A 23,064-nucleotide genomic window follows, 5' to 3' on the forward strand; every position below is an offset into this window, starting at 1 on the left:
TTGACGCGTTTTCTTCACGCGAACCGGTGTCCACTTCGCTCGAAAACGCTCTGGCCTCACGACTTGACGGCGCCGGCGGTCAGCCCGCCGACCATGTAACGCTTGAAGGCGTAGTACACCGCGGCCGGCGGCAGCGCGTAGATGAAGCCGGTGGTCATCAAGAGCTCCCACGGCGAGTCGTCGGCGGCTAGGAAGTTGCCGAGCGCGACCGGCAGCGTGATGTCGGTGTCCTTCGACAGCAGCAGGAACGCGTAGAGATATTCGTTCCAGGCGAGCAGGATCGCATAGGTGCCGACCGCGACCAGCGACGGCATCATCAGCGGCACATAGACCAGGCGGAACAGCTGCAACGTGGTGGCGCCGTCCATCGTCGCCGCCTCGTCGAGCTCGACCGGCAGCTTGTCGGAGGCCTGCTTCAGCACCCAGATCGCGTAGGGCGCGGCGATCGTCACCATCGCCAGGATCAGCGACCAGTGATTGTTGAGCAGGCCGTAGGTGCCCATGGTGCGGTACATCGGCACGGCGAGGAATGCCGCCGGGATGAAGTAGGTGAACAGCGCCAGGTTCATCACAGCCCGGCCGCCCGGGACGCGCAGCCGCGAGATCGAGAATGCCGCGGCGGTGGCGACGAACAGCGTCAGCGCGCCGACGGCGAGCGCGATCACGGCCGAATTCCAGAACTGGATCCAGAAGTCGCGCAGGAAGTAATGCTGCTGGTGGAACACGATCGAGAAATTATGCAGCGTCGGATGCGTCGGCCACAGCTTGCCGGTGAACGCGTCCTCCTTCGGCGAGATCGCGAATACGAACATGTGGTAGATCGGGATCATGGTCCAGATGAAGACCGGGATGCCGATCAGCAGCAGCTTGGCTTCGGTGCCGACTTCGCGGAGGGTGGGCAGCTTCATCGCGACAACCGTTTCATCATGTAATAGACCAGCGGCAGCACGAACGGCATCGCGCAGACGATCGAGGCCATCGCCAGCGACAGCTGGTCGAGCCTGAGATAGCGGATGCCCAGCGTCGACAGCACGTGGGTGAGGTCGGCGGGCCCGCCGCCGGTGAGCAGATAGACGCTGTTGAAATCGCCCAGCGTCCAGATCATCGAGAGCAGCGTGCAGGTAATGTAGAGCGTCTGCATCGACGGCCAGGTGATATAGCGGAATTTCTGCCACCAATTGGCGCCGTCGACGTCGGATGCCTCGTACAGATCGTGCGGGATGGCGAGCCGCCCGGTCAGCAGGATCAGCGTCCAGAACGGCAGCGATTTCCAGATGTGCACGCCGATCGCCATCGCGAGCGCGACCGCCGGATCGTTCAGCCAGTTCGGGCCGTCGTCGCCGGTGAACTTGAAGATCAGCTGGTTGACCACGCCCCATTCGGGATTGAGCATGAAGCGCACCGACAGGATGGTCGGGATCGACGGCACCGCCCAGGGCAGGATGAAGATGACAGACAGCCACCTGATCCAGGGTCGCTGCTGGGCGAAGAAGCCGGACAGGAACAGCGCGATCAGCATCTTGATGTTGATGCCGATGACCAGGAAGATCAGCGTGTTGACCGCCGCGCGCGCGAAGATCGGGTCATTATAGAGCGCGACATAGCTTGACGGATGGCGCGCTAGCCACAGGCCGTAGCCGACCGGATAGACCACGAAGGCGAGGAAGACGAGCAGATAGGGCACGAGCAGCACGATGCCCCAGACCTGCGGCGGCGACAGCCGCGCAGACAGTGGCGGCGAGGGGACATCGGATGCGGAGAGCGTGATCGCCATTCGGTTACTCTGGGAAGGAGATGCCGGACGCAACCACGCTGTCGTCCCGGCGAAAGCCGGGACCCATAACCACAGGTCCCGGTCGTTGCGCGAAAGTCGTCGACCAGCATACCCCACAACTGCTGCCGCGGCGTATGGGTCCCGGCTTTCGCCGGGACGACGCGAAGCAAGTGTCGGCAGCGCTGGTCATCCTCTACGTTACCCCGCGACCTGCTTGATGCGGGCGATCAGTTCGTCGACGGCCTTGTCCACCGGCACCTTCTCGCTGACGACGCGGTTCATGGCCTTGGCCCAGACGTTCTCGTTGTTCAGGATGGTGAACTTCCAGTTCTTGGTAAAGTCGAACGGCGCGGTGCCGCCGGTGAACTGATTCCAGACCGCCTTGCGATGCCGGTCGGCCTGCCAGAACGGGCTCGCCTGGCTGGCCTTGGTCACCGGGAACCAGCGGCCGAGCGCACCTTCGATATAGGGCCGGACGTTGTCTTCCTGCATCAGGAAGCTGATGAACTGCTTGCCTTCTGCCTTGTTCTTGGCGTTGGCGAAGATCAGCCCGGTCTTGACGTCGGAGCGGTACCGGATCGTCGAGCCGTCCGGTGCCTTCGGGAACGACGCCGTGATGATGTCGTGCTCGTAGGCCTGCTTGCCGGCGGCGCGCTGCGCGTCGGTCAGCGCCGGGTTGGTCGAATCCTCGAACCACTTCGCCGCGATCGAGATCGTGAAATTGTGGGTCATCACGATTGTCTTGTTGTGGAAGGCGACGTTGTTGTCCGGGTCCTTCCAGGTCGTCGAGGACGGCGGCGTGCAGCCCTTGATGTAGGTGTCGGTATAGTCCTTCAGCGCGTGGATCAGGCCGTCGCGCACCTTGGGATCGTCGACCAGCAGCTTGCCGTCGTCGTCGACCAGCTTGACGTGGTAGGCGTCCATGAAGGTGTAGAACGACTGGAACGAGTCGGTGGATTCCACGCCCATCGGCTGGCCGACGCCGTAGATGCGCTGGCCGGTCGCCTTGCGGATCCCAGGCTGCACCTTGTCACACCAGAACGTCCAGTAATCCTCCCACTTGGTCGGGATGTCATCGGCCTTGAAGCCGGCCTTCTCCAGCATGTCGCCCCAGATCTGGACGTGCATGCTCTGCTGCTTGAGCGGGAAGCCGTAATAGGACTTCTTCTTGGTGACGTCATTGTAGAGCAGGGCCGCTTCCAGCGTGTTCGGCGCGAAGGCGTCCTTCATCGGCAGCATGATGTCGGACAGGTCTTCGAGCTTGCCCTCGAAGGCCCACTTGCCCTGGGCCTGCACATCGTAGGTGTCGGAATAGGCGACGTCGGGCACGGAGCCGGAATCCAGCGCGGCAACCGTCTTCGGAATCATGTCCTGGATCGCGTATTGCGACAGTTCGACCTTGATGCCGGTCTTGGCTTCGAATTTCTTGATCGTATCGAGCAGCGCGTCGTCTTCGGACTTGTAGAATCCCTTGCCCCACCAGACGGTGATCGTCTTGCCCTGGGCCAGAGCGGGTGCAGTTGCGGCGAACAGGCCGACCGCAGCGACCGCAATTGATAGCGCACCGATAACCTTGGATCTCACGTTCTTCTCCCCTCATGAGGCCGGCTTTTTTAACCGGTTAGGGAAAACACTAGCGCATGCCCGTGACCCGATAAAGATGCTGCGTCGACGACTTCTGTAGGGGGCTCGCGGGAGAGCGTGGATCAGTCCCGCTGCATTGATGCGGAAAGTGAATGGATCGATCAGTTCGACCCTTGGTCAGTTCGATTTGGCATTCTCGACCGCTGTCGCCGGTGCGTTGGCGGGTGCGCCGGCCGCGGCATCGGGCGCGGCCGCGGGCCGCGCGGCTCCGCCGGTGATGCGCTCGATCACCGAGCGCACCGCGTCGCGGGTCTTGCGATCCTTCACCGCGTCGAGCAACGGGGCGGATGCCGGCGAGCGGCGGATCAGGCTCTCCGGATCGGGGAAGATCAACGGATCGTCCCACGGGCCTTGGATCACGAAGGGCAGATCGAACGCGGTGCCGCCGGCAGCCGCCGAGGTCAGGCTGGCGACGCCCTTGAGATCGTACTCGCGCGATGGCACCGAGGCGGTGCCGGTCAGCGTGATCTTCGCCGCGGGGCTCTCGACATGGATGTCGTCGGCGGTCGCGACGCCGTCGGCGAATTTCACCGAGACGCTGAGATTGTCATAGGGCGTCGAGCCGGAGCGGAAATTGCCGCCGCCGGACAGCGGCCGCTTCTCCAGCCGCCGCAGCAATTGCTCGACATTGAAGCCGGCGATCGCGCCGTCATGCCCGTTCAGCGTCGCGGTACCGTCCAGCGACGACGCGAGCCCGAACGGGCTCGAGCCGGAGGCCGTCAGCGAGACGTTGAGGTTGCCGCGGCCGGACAGCTTGTTGATACCGAACAGTTCGCTGGCACAGGCCTGCAGATCGACATCGGTGAACTGGAATTGCGCCCTGACGTCGGCGACCGCATCGGAGCGCGCGATCGCGAACGAGCCCTTGGCGATGCCGCCATACATCTGCGCCTCGCCGACACTGAGCGCGAGCGCGCCGCCGCGCAGATTGGCGCCGAACGCGGTGCGGCCGAGCTTGGACGGGCCGACCGTCACCTTGGCTGCCGACAGGCGCATGTCGAGATCGGTCGACGACAGCGAGGAGAGGTCGAACAGCTGCCTGTTCCAGTCGCGCTGGCCGCTGGCCAGCAGGCGGAACGTCGAGATGTAGGGCGTGAAATCGAGATTGCCGGCGGCAAGCGTCGCCTGCAGCGTCTGCCGGCCGTTATTGGCGTAGGTCATCACGCCCTCGGCGACATTGCCGTCGAGCTCGACATTGACATTGGTCAGCGCGACCGAGCCGCCGACCACATTGGCGCGAGCCTTCAGTGCGAAGCGGCCGAAGCCGCCACCGCCGCCGGGCGGCGCCTGGCCCATCCAGCGCAACGCGTTGCGTAGCGACGGTGAGTCCATGGTGGCGGTGCCTTCCATCATCAGGCTGGTGCGGTTGGCGACGGTTCCGTCGAACGCAATCTTCAGCGGCGCGCTGGCAAGCCGCGCCTTGAGGCCGGAGCGGTCGCCCGACAGCAGCGCGACGAAATCGCTGGCGCTGATCGAGCCGTCGACGCGCTCGCCGCGCCAGTCGAACTGGCCGGTTGCGGCAAAGGAACGCGAGATGGAGGGCCAGGCCAGTGAAAGGTCGATATCGCCGAGCTGTTCGGAGATGTGGTTGGTGCCGTCCTCGTAATTCAGCTCGCCGTCCTGGATCCGGATTTCCGAGAATGACACCTGGTTCTCGGCGCCGGGCGTCATCGTCTTGGCGATGGTCTCGACGAACGGGGTCCAGTTGCTCTCGCCGGCGCTGTCGCGAACCACATGGATATGCGGACGGAGCATCATGACGTCGGCAATCTCGAACCGCCGCAGCAACAGCGGCAGGAGGCGCAGATTCGCGGTCAGCACGTCGACCTGCAAGGCCGGATCGGTGGTATCGGCGCCCTTCAGCCCGACGTTGTGAAAGGAGACATAGCTGCCGGGAAACACCGAAACGTCGATCGGCCCGTTGACGACGAGCTCGAGCCCGGTCACGGCGCGAATCTGCGCTTCCACCGCGCTCCGCAGCGCGTCCCGGTTGAGGAACCAGGACGTTCCGACCAGCCCGACGAGCGCCAGGCCGAAAAGCGCCGCGATCGGCATCCCCAGGCGCTTAATTCCTTGGGCAATCGTCAATGACATATCCGGTCGGGTTGAGTTTTGTCGGGTCGTCGTCGAACACTGCCGGCTGCGCAATGGAAGCCGGTGCCAACCCACGCAACTTGAAGGGTTTTCTTGTCGCTTTCAAGGCCATGTTGATGTCGCAGGCCGCCGCCCGTCGCCGCACGGGGCCGTGATTGACGCATCGCGAAGATTTCGCCTAATAATCCGCTGGACAGAGCCGTTCCGCGCCCTCCATCAGGTATTCATTGCATGAACAAGGTTTATCCCGACGCCAAATCGGCACTCGATGGTCTCCTCAAGGACGGCATGATGATCATGTCGGGCGGCTTCGGCCTCTGCGGCATCGCCGAGACCCTGTCGGATGCGATCCGCGATTCCGGCGTCAAGGGCCTGACGGTCGTCTCCAACAATGCCGGCGTCGACGGCATCGGCCTCAGCCGGCTGCTGGAGACGCGCCAGATCAAGAAGATGATCTCGTCCTATGTCGGCGAGAACAAGCTGTTCGCCCAGCAATATCTCGCCGGCGAGCTCGAACTCGAGTTCAACCCGCAGGGCACGCTGGCCGAGCGCATCCGCGCCGGCGGCGCCGGAATCCCGGCCTTCTACACCAAGACCGGCGTCGGCACGCTGATCGCAGAAGGCAAGGAAGTGAAGGAATTCGACGGCGAGAAGTACATCATGGAACGCGGCCTGTTCGCCGACGTCGCCATCGTGCATGCCTGGAAGGGCGACACCGCCGGCAACCTCGTCTACCGCAAGACCGCGCGCAACTTTAACCCGATGATGGCGACCGCCGCGAAGGTCACTGTCGCCGAGGTCGAGCATCTGGTGCCGGCCGGCGAGATCGACCCGGACCACATCCACACCCCCGGCATTTTCGTCAAACGCATCATCGAGGTCGGGACCGGCAAGAAGCGGATCGAGTTCCGCAACACCCGCCCGCGGCCCGCCGCCTAACGCATGATCCGGAAAACCGGGCACCGGTTTTCCGGCAAGATCATGCGCAACTAAGACATAACTCTTCAGGAGAGCCTCATGGCCTGGACCCGTGAACAGATGGCCGCCCGCGCCGCCAAGGAGTTGCGCGACGGCTATTACGTCAATCTCGGCATCGGCATCCCGACGCTGGTCTCGAACTACATCCCCGACGGCGTCGACGTGAACCTGCAGAGCGAGAACGGCATGCTCGGCATGGGACCGTTCCCTTATGAGGACGAGGTGGACGCCGACCTCATCAATGCCGGCAAGCAGACCGTGAGCGAATTGCCGTCGACCAGCTATTTCTCGTCGGCCGATTCCTTCGGCATGGTGCGCGGCGGTCATATCGATCTATCGATCCTCGGCGCCATGCAGGTGGCGCAGAACGGCGATCTCGCCAACTGGATGATCCCCGGCAAGATGGTGAAGGGCATGGGCGGCGCCATGGACCTCGTCGCCGGCGTCAAGCGCGTCGTGGTCGTGATGGAGCATTCCGCCAAGGACGGCGCGAAGCTGCTCAAGCAATGCAACCTGCCGCTGACCGGCGAGCGCGTGGTCGACATGGTCGTGACCGACCTTGCGGTGTTCACCATCGACAAGCACGGTAAGGGCGGCATGGCGCTCATCGAGCTCGCCGACGGCGTCACGCTCGACGAGGTCAAGGCCAAGACCGAGGCGGAATTCCGCGTCGCGCTGACGAACACCTGAGATGACCGGCGCGGGACGATCCACGATCCGTCCCGCACGATCCGACGACGCCGGCTTCATCGCCCGCATCGTGCTGGCCGCGCAGCGCGGCCCGTTGCCGCGCGGCTGGTTCGACATCGCGCTCGACCGGCCGGAGGGGGAATGCCTCGCTTTCATGGCGCGGCTCGCCGTGGCGCGGGTGCGGTCATGGTACCATGTCGCCCATTTCCTGATCGCTGAGGTCGACGGTGTGCCGGCTGCCGCGCTGTGCGCCATGCCTGCATCCGGAACGGTCGTCGCTGCACGCGCCGCGATCGAGGAGGTCGCGGCCGAGACCGGTGCCGATGCTGACGGCATCGTCGCGCGCGGCGGCTATGCCCGCAATTGCTGGGTCCAGGGCGGCGAGGGCGACTGGCTGATCGAGCACGTCGCAGCCGAAGCGTCGCATCGCGGCGGCGGCCTGGTGCAGGCCCTGATCGGCCGCGCGCTCGCCGACGGCAAGGCCGCCGGCTATTCGCGGGCATCGATCTCGTTCGTGATCGGCAACGAGGCGGCCGAGCGCTGCTACACCATGGCCGGCTTTGCCTTCGCCGAGGAGAAGCGCGACGCGGCGTTCGAAGCTCTGACCGGCGCGCCGGGCTTTCGCCGATTTGCGCGGGGGATCTGAGGGGGGCCCGGCGAACGGTGCCGCATATGCATCTGTCGTCCCGGCGAAAGCCGGGAGATGGAGTCACGTTTGAAGTGCAACGATTGATTTGAGTTTGGAGAATGCCTCGGCGGGTGTCTTGAAGTCGAGGCATTTGCGTGGGGTATCGTTGAGGCGCTGAGCGAGGCGCCTGAGGGCGGCTGCCGTGATGAACCTGAGGTCAGTTTTGCGTGGCAGAGAGCGTCGTAAGCGCCCGATGGAGTTTTCCACGCCGCCTTTTTGCCAGGGACTATGGGGATCGCAGAAGAAGGTTTGGACGCCGAGGGCGTTGTGAAGCCTGTGATGCTCGGCGAACTCGGTTCCGTTGTCGAAGCTGATGGTTTTACGGATCGCCTGTGGAAGCTTGCCGAGTTGACGGGCGATGGTCCGAGCGGTGAGGACAGCTTTCCCATCGCGTGGGTGCAGCACGATGCTGAAGCGGGTTTGTCGCTCGTGGAGAACCAGCAATCCTTGGCCATATCGCGCGAACAGCATGAAGTCGGCTTCCCAATGACCCGGCGTCCCGCGGCCTTCGACCTCGGAGGGTCGTTCATCGATCGAGCGCCGTTGTTTAATGAAGCTGGCAGGGCTGCCGCCTGGGCGTCGCCGGCGCCCTCGCCTGAGTTTATGGCGCGGCAGCAGGCGGTGCCAGTAATCCTTCTGGGCCGTACAATGATAGATGAAACGATAGATTGACTCGTGGCTGATCATGACGCGACCATGTTCTCGCGCCAGTCGACCAGCGATCTGCTCCGGCGAATGTCCCATCGCAAGGCTTTTGCCGACGCAGTCCCGCAGGGCCGGCTGGCGCGCCAGCTTGAAGCGGCCATCCTGCCGTCGCCGACGTTCGGCCAATTGTTGAGCCCGGACCGGTTCGTAACCGCCCTTCCAGACCTTGGTAGGCCGCGAGTTGCGCTTCAGCTCCCGACTTATCGTCGACGTCGCGCGGTCAAGCGCAGACGCAATATCGTTTTGAGATTTACCGCCTGCATGCAGGTGGTAAATCTCAACGCGCTCTTCAAGGCTGAGCTGGCCATAACATTGTCCCATCGCCACAACACCCTAGCAGGTGTTGCACTTGTGTCGTGAACCCAAGGGACCCATACGCCGCGGCGGATGTTAAAGGCGGGACTCGTCGTTGCGATCGCGCATAACAATTCGCATCGGTGGTCATGGGTCCCGGCCTTCGCCGGGACGACACCCAGTGTGTTGCTTGGCCGATGAGTCATACATCCGCGTCAAGGCGCGGCGCCCGTCGCTTGCCGGCTCGCGCGCGCGATGGCAGAATTGCCTCATCTTGTGCAAGATCGGCCACAGATATGCCACTCATCCGGATTTGGGTCTATGATGGAATCCTCGCTTCGGGCGTCGCGGGTATTGTCGACGTGTTCACTGCCGCCAATTCGGTGGCGGCGAAGCGACCGCAGCGCCACAACGGCAAGCTGTCCCAGCTGCGGTGGCGCGTCGAGTCACTCGATGGCCGGCCGGTGCAGACCGCGTCCGGCCAAATCATCGGCGTCGATGGACCGATCAGCGCGCGGTCTGCGGCGGATGCGGTGGTGATCCCCGGACCGTTCGTCGGCGACATCGAGCGCTTCTTCGCCCGGCTCGATACGGTCGAGCCGTTGCTCGCCGCGCTGCGGCGGCAACATGAGCGCGGCACCCTGCTCGCATCCTATTGCACCGGCAGCTTCATCCTCGCCGAAGCCGGCCTGCTCGACGGCCGGGTCGCGACCACCCATTGGGCGAAGGGGCGGACCTTCGCGATGCGTTACCCGGCGGTGGATCTGCGCGTCGCCGAGATCCTCACCGAGCAGAACCGGATCGTCTGCTCGGGCGCGGTGACCACCTCGCTCAATCTTGCGATTCGGCTGGTCGAGAAGTTCGCCGGCGCCGATCTGGCCGCCGAGACCGGCAAGCTGATGCTGATCGACGGCAATCGCGTCTCGCAGGCGTCCTATGCCAGCCGCACGCACGACACCCAGCATTCCGACGCGCTGGTGGCGCAGGCGCAAAGCCTGATGGAGAAGTCGCTGCACCGGGGCTTCAGCCTCGCCAGGCTGGCCCGCGACCTTTCGGTCAGCGAACGCACCCTGAACCGCCGCTTCAAGCTCGCGGTCGGCGAGGCCCCGCTGCAATATCTGCAGGCGCTGCGCGTCGATGTGGCCAAGCGCCTGATCGAATCCCGGCGGCTGAAGCTCGACGCGGTCAGTGCGCGTGTCGGCTACAACGATCTGTCGACCTTTCGCCGCCTGTTCAAGCGCGAAACCGGGCTTTCGCCGCGCGAATACCAGCGCCGATTTGCGCGTGTCACCGCGCGCATGGCGCCTGCCGGCTGACGACGCCGTGTCCGAATTTGCCCTGAGAATGGCGATACTGCCACTGCTGCCGGAAGCACCTCGCGCATAGACTCATGCTGGCAACAACAGGAGGTCTCTCAATGCCGATGATCGACGTCACAATTCCCGAAGGAGCCCTGAAGCCGGCAGCGGAAGCGCGGCTCATCAAGGAGCTCGGCGATATCCTGATCGGTCACGAGGGATTCGACCCGGCCAACAAGGTTGCGCAAGGCGTCACCGTCGTGTTCCTGCATCGGCCGGCCGCCGTCTACGTGGCGGGCGAGCCGTCGCCGTCGCCACGCTATCGCATCGTGCCGACGGTGCCCGAGGGGCAGTACACCGAAGTCTCGCGTGCGGCTTTGGTGAAGGACGTGACCGCTGCCGTGGTACGCGCTGACGGTGGTTCGTACGAGGATGTGGCGCCGCAAGTCTGGGTGTTTCCGACCGAGATACCGGATGGCCAGTGGGGCAGCCGCGGCGTCATTCGTCTGCTGCCGGACATCCAGGCCTTCATCGCCGGCGAGCATGAACGCAAGGTCGGCGAAGAACGCCTTGCACGGCGACGGCGCGTCAAGGCGCTCGAGCTGCTTGCGGGTGCGCTCGATGCCGCCCGCAAGGGCGTCGCGTGATGCGGCACCCGGCCATGGCAATGGACACGCATTTCAGGCTCGCGGCGATCCAGGCCGCCGCGGTACCGTTCGATCGCGAGGCGTCGGTGGAGAAGGCCTGTCGCCTGATCCGCGAGGCCGGTGCCATGGGGGCAACGATCGCCGCGTTCGGCGAGACCTGGCTGCCGGGCTATCCGTTCTTCTGTCATGCACCGACCGGTCCGAGCACCTTTCGCGCCATGGCGGAATATCTCGATAGCGCCGTCGAGATTCCATCGCCGGCCACCGACCGGCTCTGCGATGCCGCAGAGGGCGCCGGGATCGATGTCGTGATCGGCGTTGCCGAACGCGACGCAGTAACGAAGGGCACGGTCTACTGCACGCTGCTGTTCATTGGCCGCGAGGGGCGGATTCTCGGCCGTCATCGCAAGCTCAAGCCGACCTTCAACGAGCGTTCGGTGTGGGCCGATGGTGACGCGGTCGGCCTGCGGGTTCATGAGCGGCCCTATGGCAGGATCAGCGGGCTCAATTGCTGGGAGCACAACACCATGTTGCCCGGCTATGCGCTGGCGGCGCAGGGAACGCAGATCCACGTCGCCGCGTGGCCGGGACGAGAGCCCGCCGTGGCACCGCCGGCACCCACGCCGCTGTGGCCGCGACAGCTCCTGCTGTCACGCGCGTTCGCGTCCCAGGCGGGTTGCTACGTCATCGCCGTGGGCGGCATGCGGTCGCACGAGGCGACGCCCGAACGCTATCGCGAGCTGTCGACGATCGAGTACAGCGGCGACAGCGTGATCATCGATCCACGCGGTGAGATTATCGCGGGGCCGGCGCAAGGTGAGAGCATCCTGATCGCTGACGGATCGCGGGAGGTTGTTCTCGCCGCCAAGGCGCTATGCGATATCGGCGGCCACTACTCGCGCCCGGACCTGATGCGACTGATCGTCGACCGTGATCGACAGGATCGGGTCATCGATTGCGGCTTCGCCGGGCGCGTCGCGCCGGACATGTGGGAGTAGTGCGATCTAGTGCACGGCAGCGCGCAAAGCAGCGTCATCTGTGATGACGCTCACGCCCGACGCGCGCGATGCGCGCAACTCTGGAAGCAATTTAGTCGCCATCTGCGTGTCGCATCAGGCCAAATGCTTGTCGCAATAGTCCAAATGCTCAGACGCAAGTGACGCCAATCAAAGACATTTTGGCGTTTCGTCGCGTGCACGCCGGAAGTGTATCGCATCAGCAATCCGGCCAACAAAAAACAAAATCCGGATCGAAGGAGGGCGTAGCTGTGGCAAGGCGCGAATGATCTCACGACATGCCCGCCGCCGCAGCCGTCTTTGCCCTCCGATTGTCTCCATCATCGAGGATCGATCCGTGATTAAGGTTTTTCGCTGCTCGTTCGTTGCCGGCCTGCTGTCGCTTGGCCTGGCGTTGCTGTCACTTCATGGCGCCCAGGCGCAAGCGCAGGGGACCGACACCATTCTCGTGCTCGATGCATCCGGCTCGATGTGGGGTCTGGTCGATGGGCAGAGCAAGATCTCCGCTGCACGACAGGCGGTCGATGCCATCCTGTCGAAATGGAATCCCGCCGATCGTCTCGGCGTGATGGTCTATGGCCACCGCTCGAAGGGTGACTGCAAGGACATCGAGCTGATGGTGCCGGTCAGCAAGTTCGATCCGGCGAGGATCAAGGCCGCGATCGACGGCATCAACCCGAAGGGCAAGACGCCAATCTCGGATTCGCTCCGTGCCGCCGCCGAGGCGCTGCACTCGACCGAGAACAAGGCCAATGTGATCCTGGTCTCTGACGGGATCGAGACCTGCGCGCCGGATCCGTGCGCGGCCGCGGCCGAGCTGAAGAAGGCTGGCATCGGCTTCACCGCCCATGTTATCGGCCTCGACGTCGCCGATCCCGCGGCAAAGAGCCAGCTGCAATGCATCGCGCGCGCGACCGGCGGCGTCTATCTCGATGCCGGCAACGCCGCGAGCCTGACCGGCGCACTGACCAAGGCGGTGGCGGCGACGCAAGGCACCAAGGTCGCAAGCGAGGCGCCGGCAAAGCCGGCGGCCGCCGATCCGTATCTCGGCAAGAACCTTCGCGGCGTGGCGCGGCTCGCCGAAGGGCTCGATCCGATCAGCGACGAGGACGTCAACTGGGGCATCTACAATCGCGCCGGAGGCGAGAAGGGCGAGCACGTCAACACCTTCTACGGTGCGCCGTTCGCCGATAACGTCGCGCCCGGCGATTACATCGTGGAGGTGAGCTACCGGCAGCTCAAGCGCGAGTTTCCGCTCAAGGTCGAGAACGGCAAGCCCGCGATGCTCGACGTCATCCTCAATGCCGGCTACGTCACCAGCGAGGGCTCGGTGGCGGGCGGCGCGGGCAAGGTCGACGACGTGGTCTGGCAGGTCTCCGACAAGGGCGGCAGACTGATCGCGCAGGAATACGACGCGGTGCCGCGCTTCGTGCTCGCTGCGGGCAATTATACGCTGACCCTGACCAAAGGGCAGTCGAAGACCAGCAAGCCGTTCGTAGTCGCCGCGGGTGACTCCAGCAACGTCCAGCTTACCCTCGATGTCGGCAAGCTGATCGTCACCACCACGTATGCCGAGGGCGGCCCCAAGGTCGAGAAGGACCTCGTGGTTGCCGTGCACCAGCCGGCCGAGGCCGACGGTGACGAGGGCGAGAAGGTCGCGCAGGAATACGACGCCGAATCGAAGTTCGATCTGCCCGGCGGCAGCTACGAGGTGATGGTGACGGTCGGCGAGGCCAAGGGCACGGCGCGCGCGGAGGTGAAGTCCGGCGCGCCGACCCGGATCAATGTCAACCTCAACGCCGGCGTGGTCGGGATCAAGGCCGACGGCGCCCAGGAGATCGACATCTACGGTGCCGAGCGCGACATCAATGACGAGCGCAAGCGCGTCTCGGTGAGCTATGAGGCGACCACCAACGTCGCGCTCAGCGCCGGCGACTACGTCGCGGTCGCCACCTATGCCGACGGCCAGAAGGCGGAAAAGCCGTTCTCGATCGCCGCCGGCAAGCGCCAGACGCTGGAGATCAAGCAGTAGTGTGGCAGGTCGTCGTCGCGGGTGCTTGTGTGCAGGCTCGTGTCTTTGTGAGGTGAGCACGCTTTTCAGGCTCCCTCCCTCCTTGCGGGGGAGGGTGGGGAGAGGGGTGAGCTCCGGGCGAGATGATTGACGAGAGCTTTGCTTTCGCAATCGCACTGCGTATCGTTCTGCAGATGGAGAGAGCTTGCCGTATGGCTACCCCTCTCCCTAACCCTCCCCCGCAAGGGGGGAGGGAACCCTTCCGCCGGAGCGACCCCAACTGAGGAGAGGCGCGAAGTGTGGCTCTCGTCGAGCTTCGGCCACGTGATCTCGGCAAGGTCATCCGTCGTTCGAGCCTGCCGACAATTTGGGCATACCGCCCGGCTAATCCCGTTCACCTTGGCCGCATCTCCGCCTAGCCTGACTGCAGACGGAGGCGAAACGGCATGCGAGCGATCCTTGATCACTGCACCGGCGGCAACAGGCGCAGCCTGCCGGCCGGCACGGATTTCATCGAGGAGGGCGGCCAGACAGGTCATCTGTTCGTGCTGCTCGAGGGCAAGGTGGAAGTCGTGAAGGGCGACAGTCTGGTCGCGGTGATCGACGAGCCCGGCGCGGTGTTCGGTGAGATGAGTGTTCTGCTCGACAGACCGCACAGCGCAAAGGTGCGCACGGCGTCCGACTGCGTCCTGTACGAGTTCGACGATGCGGCGTCGTTCCTGCGGGAGCAGCCTGCGCTGGCGCTGCTGATCGCGCAGCTCCTGGCGCAACGGCTGCATGTCGCCACGACCTATCTTGCCGATCTGATGCATCAATATGCCGATCACGGCACCCATCTGGCGATGGTCAGCGAAGTGCTGCAGAGCATGATCAACCTGCCGCCGATGCAGGTCGCGCCAGGCTCGGATCGGCAATCCGATCCAAGGATGTGAGCCAGTCGGGCGCCTCGCCGAGCGGCGTTGCCGGCCGATGCATGGGGGCGTTGAGATCGACGATCTGCGCGTCGCCGGCGGCGAGCCAGAAAACCTTCTCCTGGGTGAGATCGAGCACGATGTAGACCGGCGGCCGGCCGGACTGCAGGCCGGTGTTGAACACCCAGGTCGTCCCGATCCGGTCGAACCACGAGCCGTTCGGGATGAACGGCGATTGATGCACATGGCCCGAGATCACCATCGCCGGGTGGTGGCGTTCGATCCAGCCCAGCAGCTCGACGTCGCCGAAGAAGCGCTTGCCACCCCAGCTGATCGGGGAATCCGCCGGCGGGGCGTGATGCACCCAGACCCAGCGGCGGTGCGGGATGGCGGCTGCCTCGCGCAGCTGCTCGTCGATCCGCGCCTTGACCATCGGGCCGTCCCACCACGGGCACACCGTGAACAGCGTGTCGCCGATGGTCAGATTGTCGCCGTCGCAGGCCACGCCGAATTCCCTGACGGCGGCGACCCATCGCGCAACCTTCTCGCCCTCCGCGTTGCGCTCGTCGAGATCATGATTGCCCGAGCAGAAGATCACGCGCGTGAGACTGGCGAGGCGCGCGAGGTATTTCTTGACGACGACGATCTGGGCGCGGAAATCGACCGCCGAGCCGAGGTTGAGCGCATCGCCGGCGAAGATCACCAGATCGAATTGCGGCGCGGCCGCCAGCAGCCAGTCAAACTGCGGCAATGAATAATGCAGGTCGGCGACGACGAGACAGCGCATTGGTGAAAACCCGAATGCCCGGAAAACGGGCGGGACCGCACGGCAATGAATTCAAACAAGCTGAATTGCAGCAAGATTTATGCCGCGTCGCGACGATCCGCCGCGACAGATTCCCGCACCGCGCCCGCTTACACCCTTGCTGCGGCGTGGGCGAATGTCACTTCGATCAGCGTGCCGGTGCGGCCGCCGGTGCGGATCTGGAATTTGGCGCGGTTGGCTTCGACCAGCGCCTTGGTCAGCGACAGGCTGACGCCGCCGGAGCCGGCCTGATCGGACGGCGTCGGTGCGCGGAACGGCTCCAGCGCGGCGGCGACCTCGTTGTCGTTGAGGCTCTGGCCGGTGTCGCGCACGCGCAGCATCACTTCGCCGAAATCCGACAGCGCGGTCGAGACGATCACCTGGCCGCCGGCATTGGCGAGATGGATCGAGTTGCCGATCAGGTTCAGCGTAATCTGGCGCAGCGCGCGGGCGTCGGCGACCACCGGCGGCAGCGTGTGCGCGAGCGAGGTGCGGATGATGATGCGCTCGCGATTGGCCTGCGGCTGCATCACGGCGACACAGCTCTCCACCATCTCGTTGAGATTCTGGCTGGTGAAGGCGAGGTCGAGCTTGCCGGTCTCGATCCGCGACAGATCGAGCAGGTCATTGACGATCGCGATCACCCGCTCGCCGGAGGCGCGGATGTCCTTCATGTATTCGACATAGCGCTCGTTGCCGAGCGCGCCGAAGCGCTCGCCGATCATCACCTCGGCAAAGCCGATGATGGCGTTGAGCGGCGTGCGCAGCTCGTGGCTGATCCGCGCCAGCATGTCGGATTTGGCGTTCGCGGCGCGTTCGGCGAGCCGCCGCGCCTCGCGCAATTCGCCCTCGCTCTTTTTGGTCTGCGAGAGATCGCGGAACACGGCGAAGAAATTCGGCCCGTCGGCGCGGGTGCGGCCCATCGTCACCGACAGCGGGATGATGCCGCCCTGGCGCACGCGGCCGAGCGTCTCGCGGCCGTGATCGAGCAGGCTGGCGACGCCGGCCGATTTCACGCTCGTGAGATAGTCGAAGATGCCGTGCTGGCTTTCCGGCGCGAACAGGTCGGCGAGATTATGCGTGACGAACTCGTCGCCGTCATAGCCGAACAGCGCCTCCGCGCTGCGGTTGCAGGAATGGATGTTACCCTCGGCATCGAACATGATGATGCCTTCGGCCGCCGTGTCGAGGATCGCGCCGAGCTCCTCGGCGTCGGCGTGGCCGGCCTGCGGCGGTAGTGGCGCAAGCATCGGCTCGGCGGCAGCCACGGGCTCGGGATCGGGCTCCGGATCGGACAGAGCGGCCGCTATCGCGGCGTCTTCGTCCAGTGTGCGCGAGAAGATCAACGCCAGCGCGGAATCGTCGTCCCAGGTGATGGTGTGCAGCCGTGCCTCTGCGGACACCGACCCAGCCGGGTTGTCGTCATTCTGGTTCGCGGAGATCGTCACCGGCGTGCCGGTGCCGGAGGTGCTGCTTGCCCGCGAGACGCCGGGCTCGACATAGAGCGCGTCGAGCCCGCCGCCGGCTTCCAGCGCGTGCAGGCTGTCATAGCCCATGCGGGCGAGGAAGGCGTGGTTGGCATAGAGCAGGCGGTCAAGCCGGTAGATCAGGATGCCCACCGGCAGGAGATCGAGCAGCGCGCGGTCGCGGCGGGACTCTCCGCGCGGTGCAGGTTCCGTCGCGGCGAGCCAACCGGCCTTCGGCAGGTTGGCCGGCGTCTCCAGCTGCGCGACCGTCTCTTGCGGCCGCGGCGTATCCGCCTCCTGCGGCGGTTCGCTGGCGGGCGGCTCTTCGGCAACCGCCTCCGTGGTGGCGCGCTCGTTCGTCGTCGCGGTGAGGCCGGCCTCGCTCTCGAGCCGCGCCGACAATTGGCGGGCGAGCTCGTTGAAGGCGTTGTTCTCGACCGGCGTCAGCGACGGCGGCCGGTTGTCGCCGGCGGGGCGGAACTGCACCACGTTCTGCGGCGGGTCGTGACGCACGTCGTGCGTTCCTCCGTTCGCTTCTCCGGTCGTTTCTTGGGGCGTTTCCACGGCGTGATCCGGATCGGCTTGGTGTGAAGTCTCTGCTGCTGTCGGCTCGGTCAATTCCTCGGGCGGTGCTGCGGTCGGGTCGGGCGGCGGAGAAACATCATGCGGCGCGGTTGGCCCAGGCGGCGCGGCGGTGCGCGGCGCCGGCGCTACATCGGCCGACAGCGATCGCGGCGCGATCGAGCCGCTGAAGAACTCATAGCGGCGCAATGCGGCGAGTCGCGCAAGCCCGTCGAGGTCGCGACACACACCAAAGCCGCGGTAGCCGGCGAAATTCCTGGAACGATCGAACACCGGCAGGCCGGACAGTTCGACCGGCAGCCGGCCGCCGCCGTCGACCGGCCAGTGCAGCGTGATGCCGCTCCAGGTATCGCGGCTGGCGACCGCCTTGAGGACGCGGCCCTCGGGATCGAGGCCAAAGCTCTCGGCGATGTCGCTCCAGAGACGGCCCAAGCCTGCCGCAGTGTGCAGGCCGATCAGGCGGGTGAATTCGTCGGAGCCGAGCGAGAAGCGGGCCTCATGGTCCATCTGCCACATGAAGCGCAGCGGATGCCGCCGCACCGGCGGCGGCTCGTCGAGCCAGGATGGCGACGTCATCGGCGCCAGCGTCGCAGGCGCCGGTTCGGCGGCAGGCGGAGGAAGTGGCGCATCCGCGATCACATAGGGCGAGGGCACGGGCTCGGCCGGTGGCGCCGATATTTCTGGAGCCGGTGCGTGTGCGGTCTCTTCGAGATCGAGCGTGGGCTCCGGCTTGGGCGCTTCGATCGGTGCCGCAGCGGGCACCTCGATCAGCGCTTCCGATAGCGGTTCCTCGACCGCGGCAGTTTCGGCAGGCGCGGTGTCGAGAGGCGCGGTCTCGACCGGTGCTTGCACTGCATGCGTCAGCTCTGCCGACGCGAGCGGTGGAGCAGGCTGCGCAGGCACTTCGACCTGCGGCCAAGCGGGCACCTCGATCAGCGCTTCCGATAATGGCTCCTCGACGGCGGGACTTTCGTCCGGCGTGGTGTCGAATGCCACGGTCGCGGCGGGCGCGGTCTCGACGTGCATCTCTTCCGACGCGGGAGATGGAGCAATGCCCGCGGGTTCGGATTCAGTCACGCTGACGATCGGCTCGATCGCGACGCGCTCTTCCAACTGCGGGTCGAGCGCATCGAACAGCGTGAAGCTGGCCGGCGCTTCGCTTGTGGGCGCGGGGGCTTCTTCATGCGCTGTTGGCGGTTCGACGGCGGCAGGCGCTGGCGGCGGCTCCATGGCTGCGGCCTCTTGTGGCGCTGCTGCCGCTACCGGCGCGACCGGCTCGGGCACGATCGGTGCCGCCGGTTTAGCGGCCAGATGCGCCGCCGGCTTGATCAGCGCGATCAACGCGCGATCGGCGCCACGGCCGATCCGCTGCAGCACGACGCGGCCGATCGCAACGCTCGCCGCCGCGCGGCCCTGCGCCAGCGCTTCGTCGCGCGCGGCATCGAGGCCGGCTTCAGTGAGATCGTGCAGGCCGGGCAGCGAACGCGCCGTCTCGTTGGTTGCGACCAAAAGTCCGTCGCCGTTGAAGGCGGCCGCCGGACGCGCCAGCCCCTGCACCAGCCGCAGCAAGCGCTCGGCGAGCGGCATGATGCGACCAGAGGCATCGAGCGCGCTCATCAGGATGCCGTGGCTGCCGTCGGGCAGGTCGATCCGCTTGCAGCCGCAGGTCGCGAGCATGCCGGGCGCCGCGCCGAAGCCGCGCAGCCGCTCCAGCCGCACCGCGCCGCCTGCGTCGAGGCTGGGGCCGAGCCGCGCGACCTGGCGGCGATGCGGATCGGCCGGGCCGAAGGCGCGCTTCGCCAGCTCGGCGCCACTGGCGGCACCGAATGCCTGCGCGCCGACCGGATTGGCCCACAGAATCCGTGCGCCGTCGGCCGACCACAGCCATGCCGGCAGGGCGCCCGACGCATGGTCCGCCAGCCTCACATCGCCGAGCGCCTGGATCTGGAATTCCGCGTCACTCATCACGCAAGATTTGACCGCATGGTTTGGCTTCTTCCTTAGCTTTGCCGGAGCGCCGGCGGCCGCAGGACGACAGCCTTAACAGAAGGTTAGTATCGCAATTGGGGGGCGGCAGGTCCATGTCCGCGGCCAGGGTGCCCCGGCTTAAGCCGGGATAACGTTAACTTGGCTGAACGATCCACTGCCGTTTGGCGTTGTCGGGCAGAGAGAGGCGGCTGCGACAGCGTGTTGCGGAGCCAGGGCGCCGCGTCATACCTGCGATTGCAGTGCCGCGATATGTTCTGCCGTCCATTCTACCTTGTATTCTGCCTTGGGCCCGCAAGGCCAACCGGCGGGCCGACCACCAAGCGAGGGAGAGCGACCATGAGCGACAACGGGCGTGACCATTTCGAGATCCCCAAATTCGAAATTCCCAAGGACATGCGGTCGATGGCGGAGGCGAGCTTCGACCAGGCGCGCAAGGCTTTCGAGCAGTTCGTGACCAACGCGCGGGACACCGCCGGCAAGATCGAGGAGCGCAACGCCACGATGCGCGCCGGCGCCAAGGACCTTTCCACCAAGGCGCTGTCCTACGCCGAGAAGAACGTGCAGTCGTCGCTGGATTACGCCCAGTCGCTGCTCAAGGCCAAGGACCTCACCGAGGTCATGCGGTTGCACAGCGAATATGTGCAGGGCCAGATGCGCTCGCTCGCCGAGCAGGCCAGCGAAATGGGCCAGGCGGTCAGCCGCGCCGCGATGGATGCGGTCAAGCCCAAGAGCTAAGAGCTGATGGAGAGCTGACGGACTGTGGCAGGCCAATCTTGGTTGGGCGCGGTAACCCCATATTCCGCCGCATAAAAAATGTGGCGTTGCACGCGATCATACGTTGCGTTGCACAAAATTGACATGATATGGGTGTTTATTAGGCGCGCCCGACGAAGGGCAATCCCGTGAATCAAGGCAGCGTGATCCATTTCAGCGTTCCGGCCCTTGTGTCTCCGGGACGTCCGCAATGGTCACATCTACTCACCCGTTGCGAAGGATTACACGTATGACCAACCCGTCCGATCCGTTTTCCGCCTCGATCATCCCGTTCGAGGTTCCCGAGCAGATGCGCGCGTTCGCTGAAAAGGGCGTGCTGCAGGCCCGCGACAGCTACGCCAAGTTCAAGGACGCTGCCGAGACTCACAACTCGACGGTCGAGGCCGTGTTCACCTCGGTGAACAAGGGCGCCACCGCGTATTCGGCCAAGCTGATCGAGTTCTTCAAGGCCAACACCACCTCCTCGCTCGACTTCGCCCAGGAGCTGTTCAGCGTGAAGTCGCCGACCGAAGCGGTCGAGCTGTGGACCTCGCACGCCCGCAAGCAGTTCGAGACCTACACCGCGCAGGTCAAGGAACTGGCCGAGCTCGGCCAGAAGGTCGCCAGCGAGACCGCCGAGCCGATCAAGGCCAGCGCCTCGAAGTTCTACCAGCAGCCGGCCGCCTGATCGCAGCCTGCATGAGATAGCGGAAGGCCCGGGCCGATGCGGTCCGGGCCTTTTTGCTGGACGGGGCCGTGGATTGGCCCGAGATAAGAGCGGAAATCAGCGCGTTACGGCCTTGCCAAAGGCGGGCGTTGCACCTAGTTTCCGCCAAAATCGCCGCCCCCTTTTTGCGGGGCCGTGCGTCAGGATGCAGTTGTAGCTCAGTTGGTTAGAGCGCCTGTCTGTGGAACAGGAGGTCGGTGGTTCGAGCCCACCCAACTGTACCAGCGAAATCAATAGCTTACTCTGGCCTTCGCAGGGCTCTAACAACCGCTAGCTACCATATAGCTACCGCGGCGGCGGAACGCTTTCTGGTTCTAAAAACAGTCGTTCGTAATGGCAGGGTCACAGGTTCGAGTACTGTTTGCGACAAGCTCAACCTGATGAAATTGCTCCCCAGCCCTCGCGAGATTCGCGGTGGGATAACGTGGGAACGCAAGTCAGTCCCGACAGTCCCGGCGATCGACGGCAAGCGAACTTGCTACGCCGTCGTACCGGCTGATCGCGGCGGCATGTCAAGGTCACCCGGTTCGCAATGCGCTATTGGTAGCGAGTCAAAGACGGTTAAGAGCAAGCCAGGCGAAAAAGATCGTGAGTTTTTTCGAGCGTTTAAAGACAGAAGCATCCGCTGAGTGGCGGGCTTACACCGAGCATCCCTTCACGAACGGAATGGCAGACGGCTCGCTCCCCGAAGCGGCGTTTCGTCACTACCTCGTTCAGGACTACCTGTTCCTCATCGAGTCTGCTCGCGCCTACGCGCTCGCGGTCTACAAGTCGCCCAAACTTGCCGACATGCGTGAAGCAGCGGCCGGCCTTTCGGCCATCCTTGATGTCGAGATGAACTTGCATGTGAAGCTCTGTGCCGGTTGGGGTCTATCCCTGAGCGATCTTGAACAAACCCGTCCGGCGGTCGAGATGCTGGCCTATACACGCTACGTGCTCGACGCAGGTATGCGCGGCGATCTGCTGGCACTCAAAGTCGCGCTTGCCCCCTGCGTGATCGGGTACGCGGAGATCGCAACGCGGCTCGCCTCGCGACCCGATGCGGATGCTGCGACGAACTCCTATCGTGTTTGGATCGCCGAGTACGCTGGCGTACCGTACCAAGAGGTCGCGACAAAAGCGCGGGCGCACATGGAACTTCTCGCCGATCTCTACGCCACGCCGGCCCGCGAGGCGGAGCTGATTGCGATATTCAAGGAAGCCACCCGACTCGAGGCAGACTTTTGGGAGATGGGCTGGCGCGCGGGAATAAGTTCGCCAACGCGCCAGTAAGTCATTCGGAAGACGTTAAGCGGGGCTTACTTCAATCGACTTGCGGGCGTCCGGCGGCGTCTTAAGCCATACTCTCAAATCGTCCGGCAGGATGATCGTACGCCTCCCGTGCTTCTTGGCCTTGAGGTCACTGGTGCTGATCGCCTCGCGAATGGAGGTCAGCCCGATCCCGATGAGGGCGCTTGCCTCCTCTGGTGAAACCGACAGCCGTTCCGAGAGCAGTCGCGCCAGCATATTGAGTCAACTCATAGAGAGTTGCGCCTCAATGCGGCTGTGCTAGTACGCCCACTCTCGAATCGAGGAGCTAAAAGTGGCGAAGAAAGCAAAGAAGAAGGCTACGAAGAAGAAACCTGTGCGTCGTGAATACACAAAGGCTGACGTGAAGGAGCTGCGCGCTCACTCGAAAGCGAAGACTCCGGTTGCAAAAATTGCGAAGCTCACAAAGCGCTCCGAAGGCTCACTCCGCCAAAAGGCGCTCAAGCTCGGAGTCCGGCTCGGTCACCAGCGCTAGAAGGCGACCAGAACGTTGTTGCAAATTGTCTGCGTTCTCGCTGCTGTTGTCGCAATGTTTCTTGCGCGCTCATTACGACTTCAGCCGGGCAGCCGCAGTTGGCGGTTGGCTAGAAGAACATCCTAGAAGACTGGGCAGAAACGAAGCCCACCTAATCGCGGCTATCACGTGGCGTTCAGGCGCACGAAGCAATGGCGCCTGCAGAGCCG

The 23,064-nt window shown here is 64.7% G+C and carries 20 protein-coding genes and 1 tRNA gene; 13 read left to right on the top strand and 8 right to left on the bottom strand.

The window, feature by feature from the left end:
• Window positions 1–56 precede the first annotated feature (56 nt).
• The 4 genes from HU230_RS39065 to HU230_RS39080 form a co-directional block, all read right to left on the bottom strand.
• Window positions 57–908: a carbohydrate ABC transporter permease gene (locus HU230_RS39065; RefSeq protein ID WP_176533664.1), complete on the bottom strand. Its 852-nt coding sequence runs from the start codon at window positions 906–908 to the stop codon at window positions 57–59.
• Complete coding sequence (locus HU230_RS39070; RefSeq protein ID WP_092123532.1) at window positions 905–1,774, bottom strand: carbohydrate ABC transporter permease; 870 nt, start codon at window positions 1,772–1,774, stop codon at window positions 905–907. Before HU230_RS39070 ends, HU230_RS39065 begins: the two co-directional genes overlap by 4 nt.
• Window positions 1,775–1,972: 198 nt before the next feature.
• A complete protein-coding gene (locus HU230_RS39075) occupies window positions 1,973–3,358 on the bottom strand; it encodes an ABC transporter substrate-binding protein (protein ID WP_176533663.1) in 1,386 nt (461 codons plus the stop codon).
• 177 nt (window positions 3,359–3,535) lie between these two features.
• On the bottom strand, window positions 3,536–5,512 hold the full coding sequence (locus HU230_RS39080) for an AsmA family protein (RefSeq protein WP_176533662.1): 1,977 nt from the start codon (window positions 5,510–5,512) through the stop codon (window positions 3,536–3,538).
• Between the two features lie 231 nt (window positions 5,513–5,743).
• Here HU230_RS39080 and HU230_RS39085 point away from each other — a divergent pair, with 231 nt between their 5' ends.
• The 3 genes from HU230_RS39085 (at window position 5,744) to HU230_RS39095 (ending at window position 7,826) form a co-directional block, all read left to right on the top strand.
• Entirely contained in the window at window positions 5,744–6,451 is a 708-nt protein-coding gene (locus tag HU230_RS39085; RefSeq protein WP_092123538.1) for a CoA transferase subunit A, read from the top strand.
• A gap of 78 nt (window positions 6,452–6,529) precedes the next feature.
• Entirely contained in the window at window positions 6,530–7,180 is a 651-nt protein-coding gene (locus HU230_RS39090; RefSeq protein ID WP_176533661.1) for a 3-oxoacid CoA-transferase subunit B, read from the top strand.
• Between the two features lies 1 nt (window position 7,181).
• Complete coding sequence (locus HU230_RS39095) at window positions 7,182–7,826, top strand: GNAT family N-acetyltransferase (protein ID WP_176533660.1); 645 nt, start codon at window positions 7,182–7,184, stop codon at window positions 7,824–7,826.
• Window positions 7,827–7,889: 63 nt separating this feature from the next.
• Here HU230_RS39095 and HU230_RS39100 read toward each other — a convergent pair whose 3' ends face one another.
• Window positions 7,890–8,894 carry an IS30 family transposase gene (locus HU230_RS39100; protein WP_176533659.1) on the bottom strand — a complete coding sequence of 335 codons (1,005 nt, stop codon included), beginning with the start codon at window positions 8,892–8,894 and terminating at the stop codon, window positions 7,890–7,892.
• A 269-nt stretch (window positions 8,895–9,163) separates the two neighbouring features.
• Here HU230_RS39100 and HU230_RS39105 point away from each other — a divergent pair, with 269 nt between their 5' ends.
• The 5 genes from HU230_RS39105 to HU230_RS39125 all read left to right on the top strand — a co-directional run bounded on the left by HU230_RS39105 (window position 9,164) and on the right by HU230_RS39125 (window position 14,771).
• A complete protein-coding gene (locus HU230_RS39105) occupies window positions 9,164–10,183 on the top strand; it encodes a GlxA family transcriptional regulator (protein ID WP_176533658.1) in 1,020 nt (339 codons plus the stop codon).
• Between the two features lie 101 nt (window positions 10,184–10,284).
• Window positions 10,285–10,812, top strand: coding sequence for a Tautomerase enzyme (locus HU230_RS39110; RefSeq protein ID WP_176533657.1), 528 nt, complete (start codon window positions 10,285–10,287; stop codon window positions 10,810–10,812).
• Window positions 10,812–11,810, top strand: a complete 999-nt coding sequence (locus tag HU230_RS39115; protein ID WP_224944034.1) for a carbon-nitrogen hydrolase family protein — start codon at window positions 10,812–10,814, stop codon at window positions 11,808–11,810. The genes HU230_RS39110 and HU230_RS39115 overlap by 1 nt, the downstream gene beginning before the upstream one ends.
• 355 nt (window positions 11,811–12,165) lie before the next feature.
• Window positions 12,166–13,860 (top strand): vWA domain-containing protein, encoded by a 1,695-nt coding sequence (locus HU230_RS39120; RefSeq protein WP_176533655.1) that lies wholly within the window; start codon window positions 12,166–12,168, stop codon window positions 13,858–13,860.
• Window positions 13,861–14,285: 425 nt separating this feature from the next.
• Window positions 14,286–14,771: a cyclic nucleotide-binding domain-containing protein gene (locus tag HU230_RS39125; protein WP_176533654.1), complete on the top strand. Its 486-nt coding sequence runs from the start codon at window positions 14,286–14,288 to the stop codon at window positions 14,769–14,771.
• On the opposite strand, the gene HU230_RS39130 is transcribed toward HU230_RS39125, so the two are convergent.
• Both HU230_RS39130 and HU230_RS39135 read right to left on the bottom strand, forming a co-directional pair.
• The gene (locus HU230_RS39130; protein ID WP_176533653.1) at window positions 14,710–15,537 is read right to left on the bottom strand and encodes a metallophosphoesterase family protein; all 828 of its coding nucleotides are present in this window, start codon (window positions 15,535–15,537) and stop codon (window positions 14,710–14,712) included. The genes HU230_RS39125 and HU230_RS39130 overlap by 62 nt on opposite strands.
• A 128-nt stretch (window positions 15,538–15,665) precedes the next feature.
• Window positions 15,666–19,568 (bottom strand): histidine kinase dimerization/phospho-acceptor domain-containing protein, encoded by a 3,903-nt coding sequence (locus tag HU230_RS39135; RefSeq protein ID WP_176533652.1) that lies wholly within the window; start codon window positions 19,566–19,568, stop codon window positions 15,666–15,668.
• A gap of 360 nt (window positions 19,569–19,928) precedes the next feature.
• On the opposite strand from HU230_RS39135, the gene HU230_RS39140 reads away from it, so the two are divergent.
• The 4 genes from HU230_RS39140 to tenA all read left to right on the top strand — a co-directional run bounded on the left by HU230_RS39140 (window position 19,929) and on the right by tenA (window position 22,344).
• On the top strand, window positions 19,929–20,327 hold the full coding sequence (locus HU230_RS39140; RefSeq protein WP_163151782.1) for a phasin family protein: 399 nt from the start codon (window positions 19,929–19,931) through the stop codon (window positions 20,325–20,327).
• Between the two features lie 268 nt (window positions 20,328–20,595).
• Complete coding sequence (locus tag HU230_RS39145) at window positions 20,596–21,033, top strand: phasin (RefSeq protein ID WP_176533651.1); 438 nt, start codon at window positions 20,596–20,598, stop codon at window positions 21,031–21,033.
• A gap of 186 nt (window positions 21,034–21,219) precedes the next feature.
• Window positions 21,220–21,296 (top strand) — tRNA-His (locus HU230_RS39150).
• 364 nt (window positions 21,297–21,660) lie between these two features.
• A complete protein-coding gene (gene tenA, locus HU230_RS39155) occupies window positions 21,661–22,344 on the top strand; it encodes a thiaminase II (protein WP_176533650.1) in 684 nt (227 codons plus the stop codon).
• A gap of 15 nt (window positions 22,345–22,359) precedes the next feature.
• On the opposite strand, the gene HU230_RS39160 is transcribed toward tenA, so the two are convergent.
• The gene (locus HU230_RS39160; RefSeq protein ID WP_176533649.1) at window positions 22,360–22,578 is read right to left on the bottom strand and encodes a helix-turn-helix domain-containing protein; all 219 of its coding nucleotides are present in this window, start codon (window positions 22,576–22,578) and stop codon (window positions 22,360–22,362) included.
• A 76-nt stretch (window positions 22,579–22,654) separates the two neighbouring features.
• Here HU230_RS39160 and HU230_RS39165 point away from each other — a divergent pair, with 76 nt between their 5' ends.
• Window positions 22,655–22,855, top strand: coding sequence for a hypothetical protein (locus HU230_RS39165; RefSeq protein WP_176533648.1), 201 nt, complete (start codon window positions 22,655–22,657; stop codon window positions 22,853–22,855).
• Window positions 22,856–23,064 lie beyond the last annotated feature (209 nt).

This window comes from Bradyrhizobium quebecense, from assembly GCF_013373795.3.
In the GTDB taxonomy this organism is placed as follows: domain Bacteria; phylum Pseudomonadota; class Alphaproteobacteria; order Rhizobiales; family Xanthobacteraceae; genus Bradyrhizobium; species Bradyrhizobium quebecense.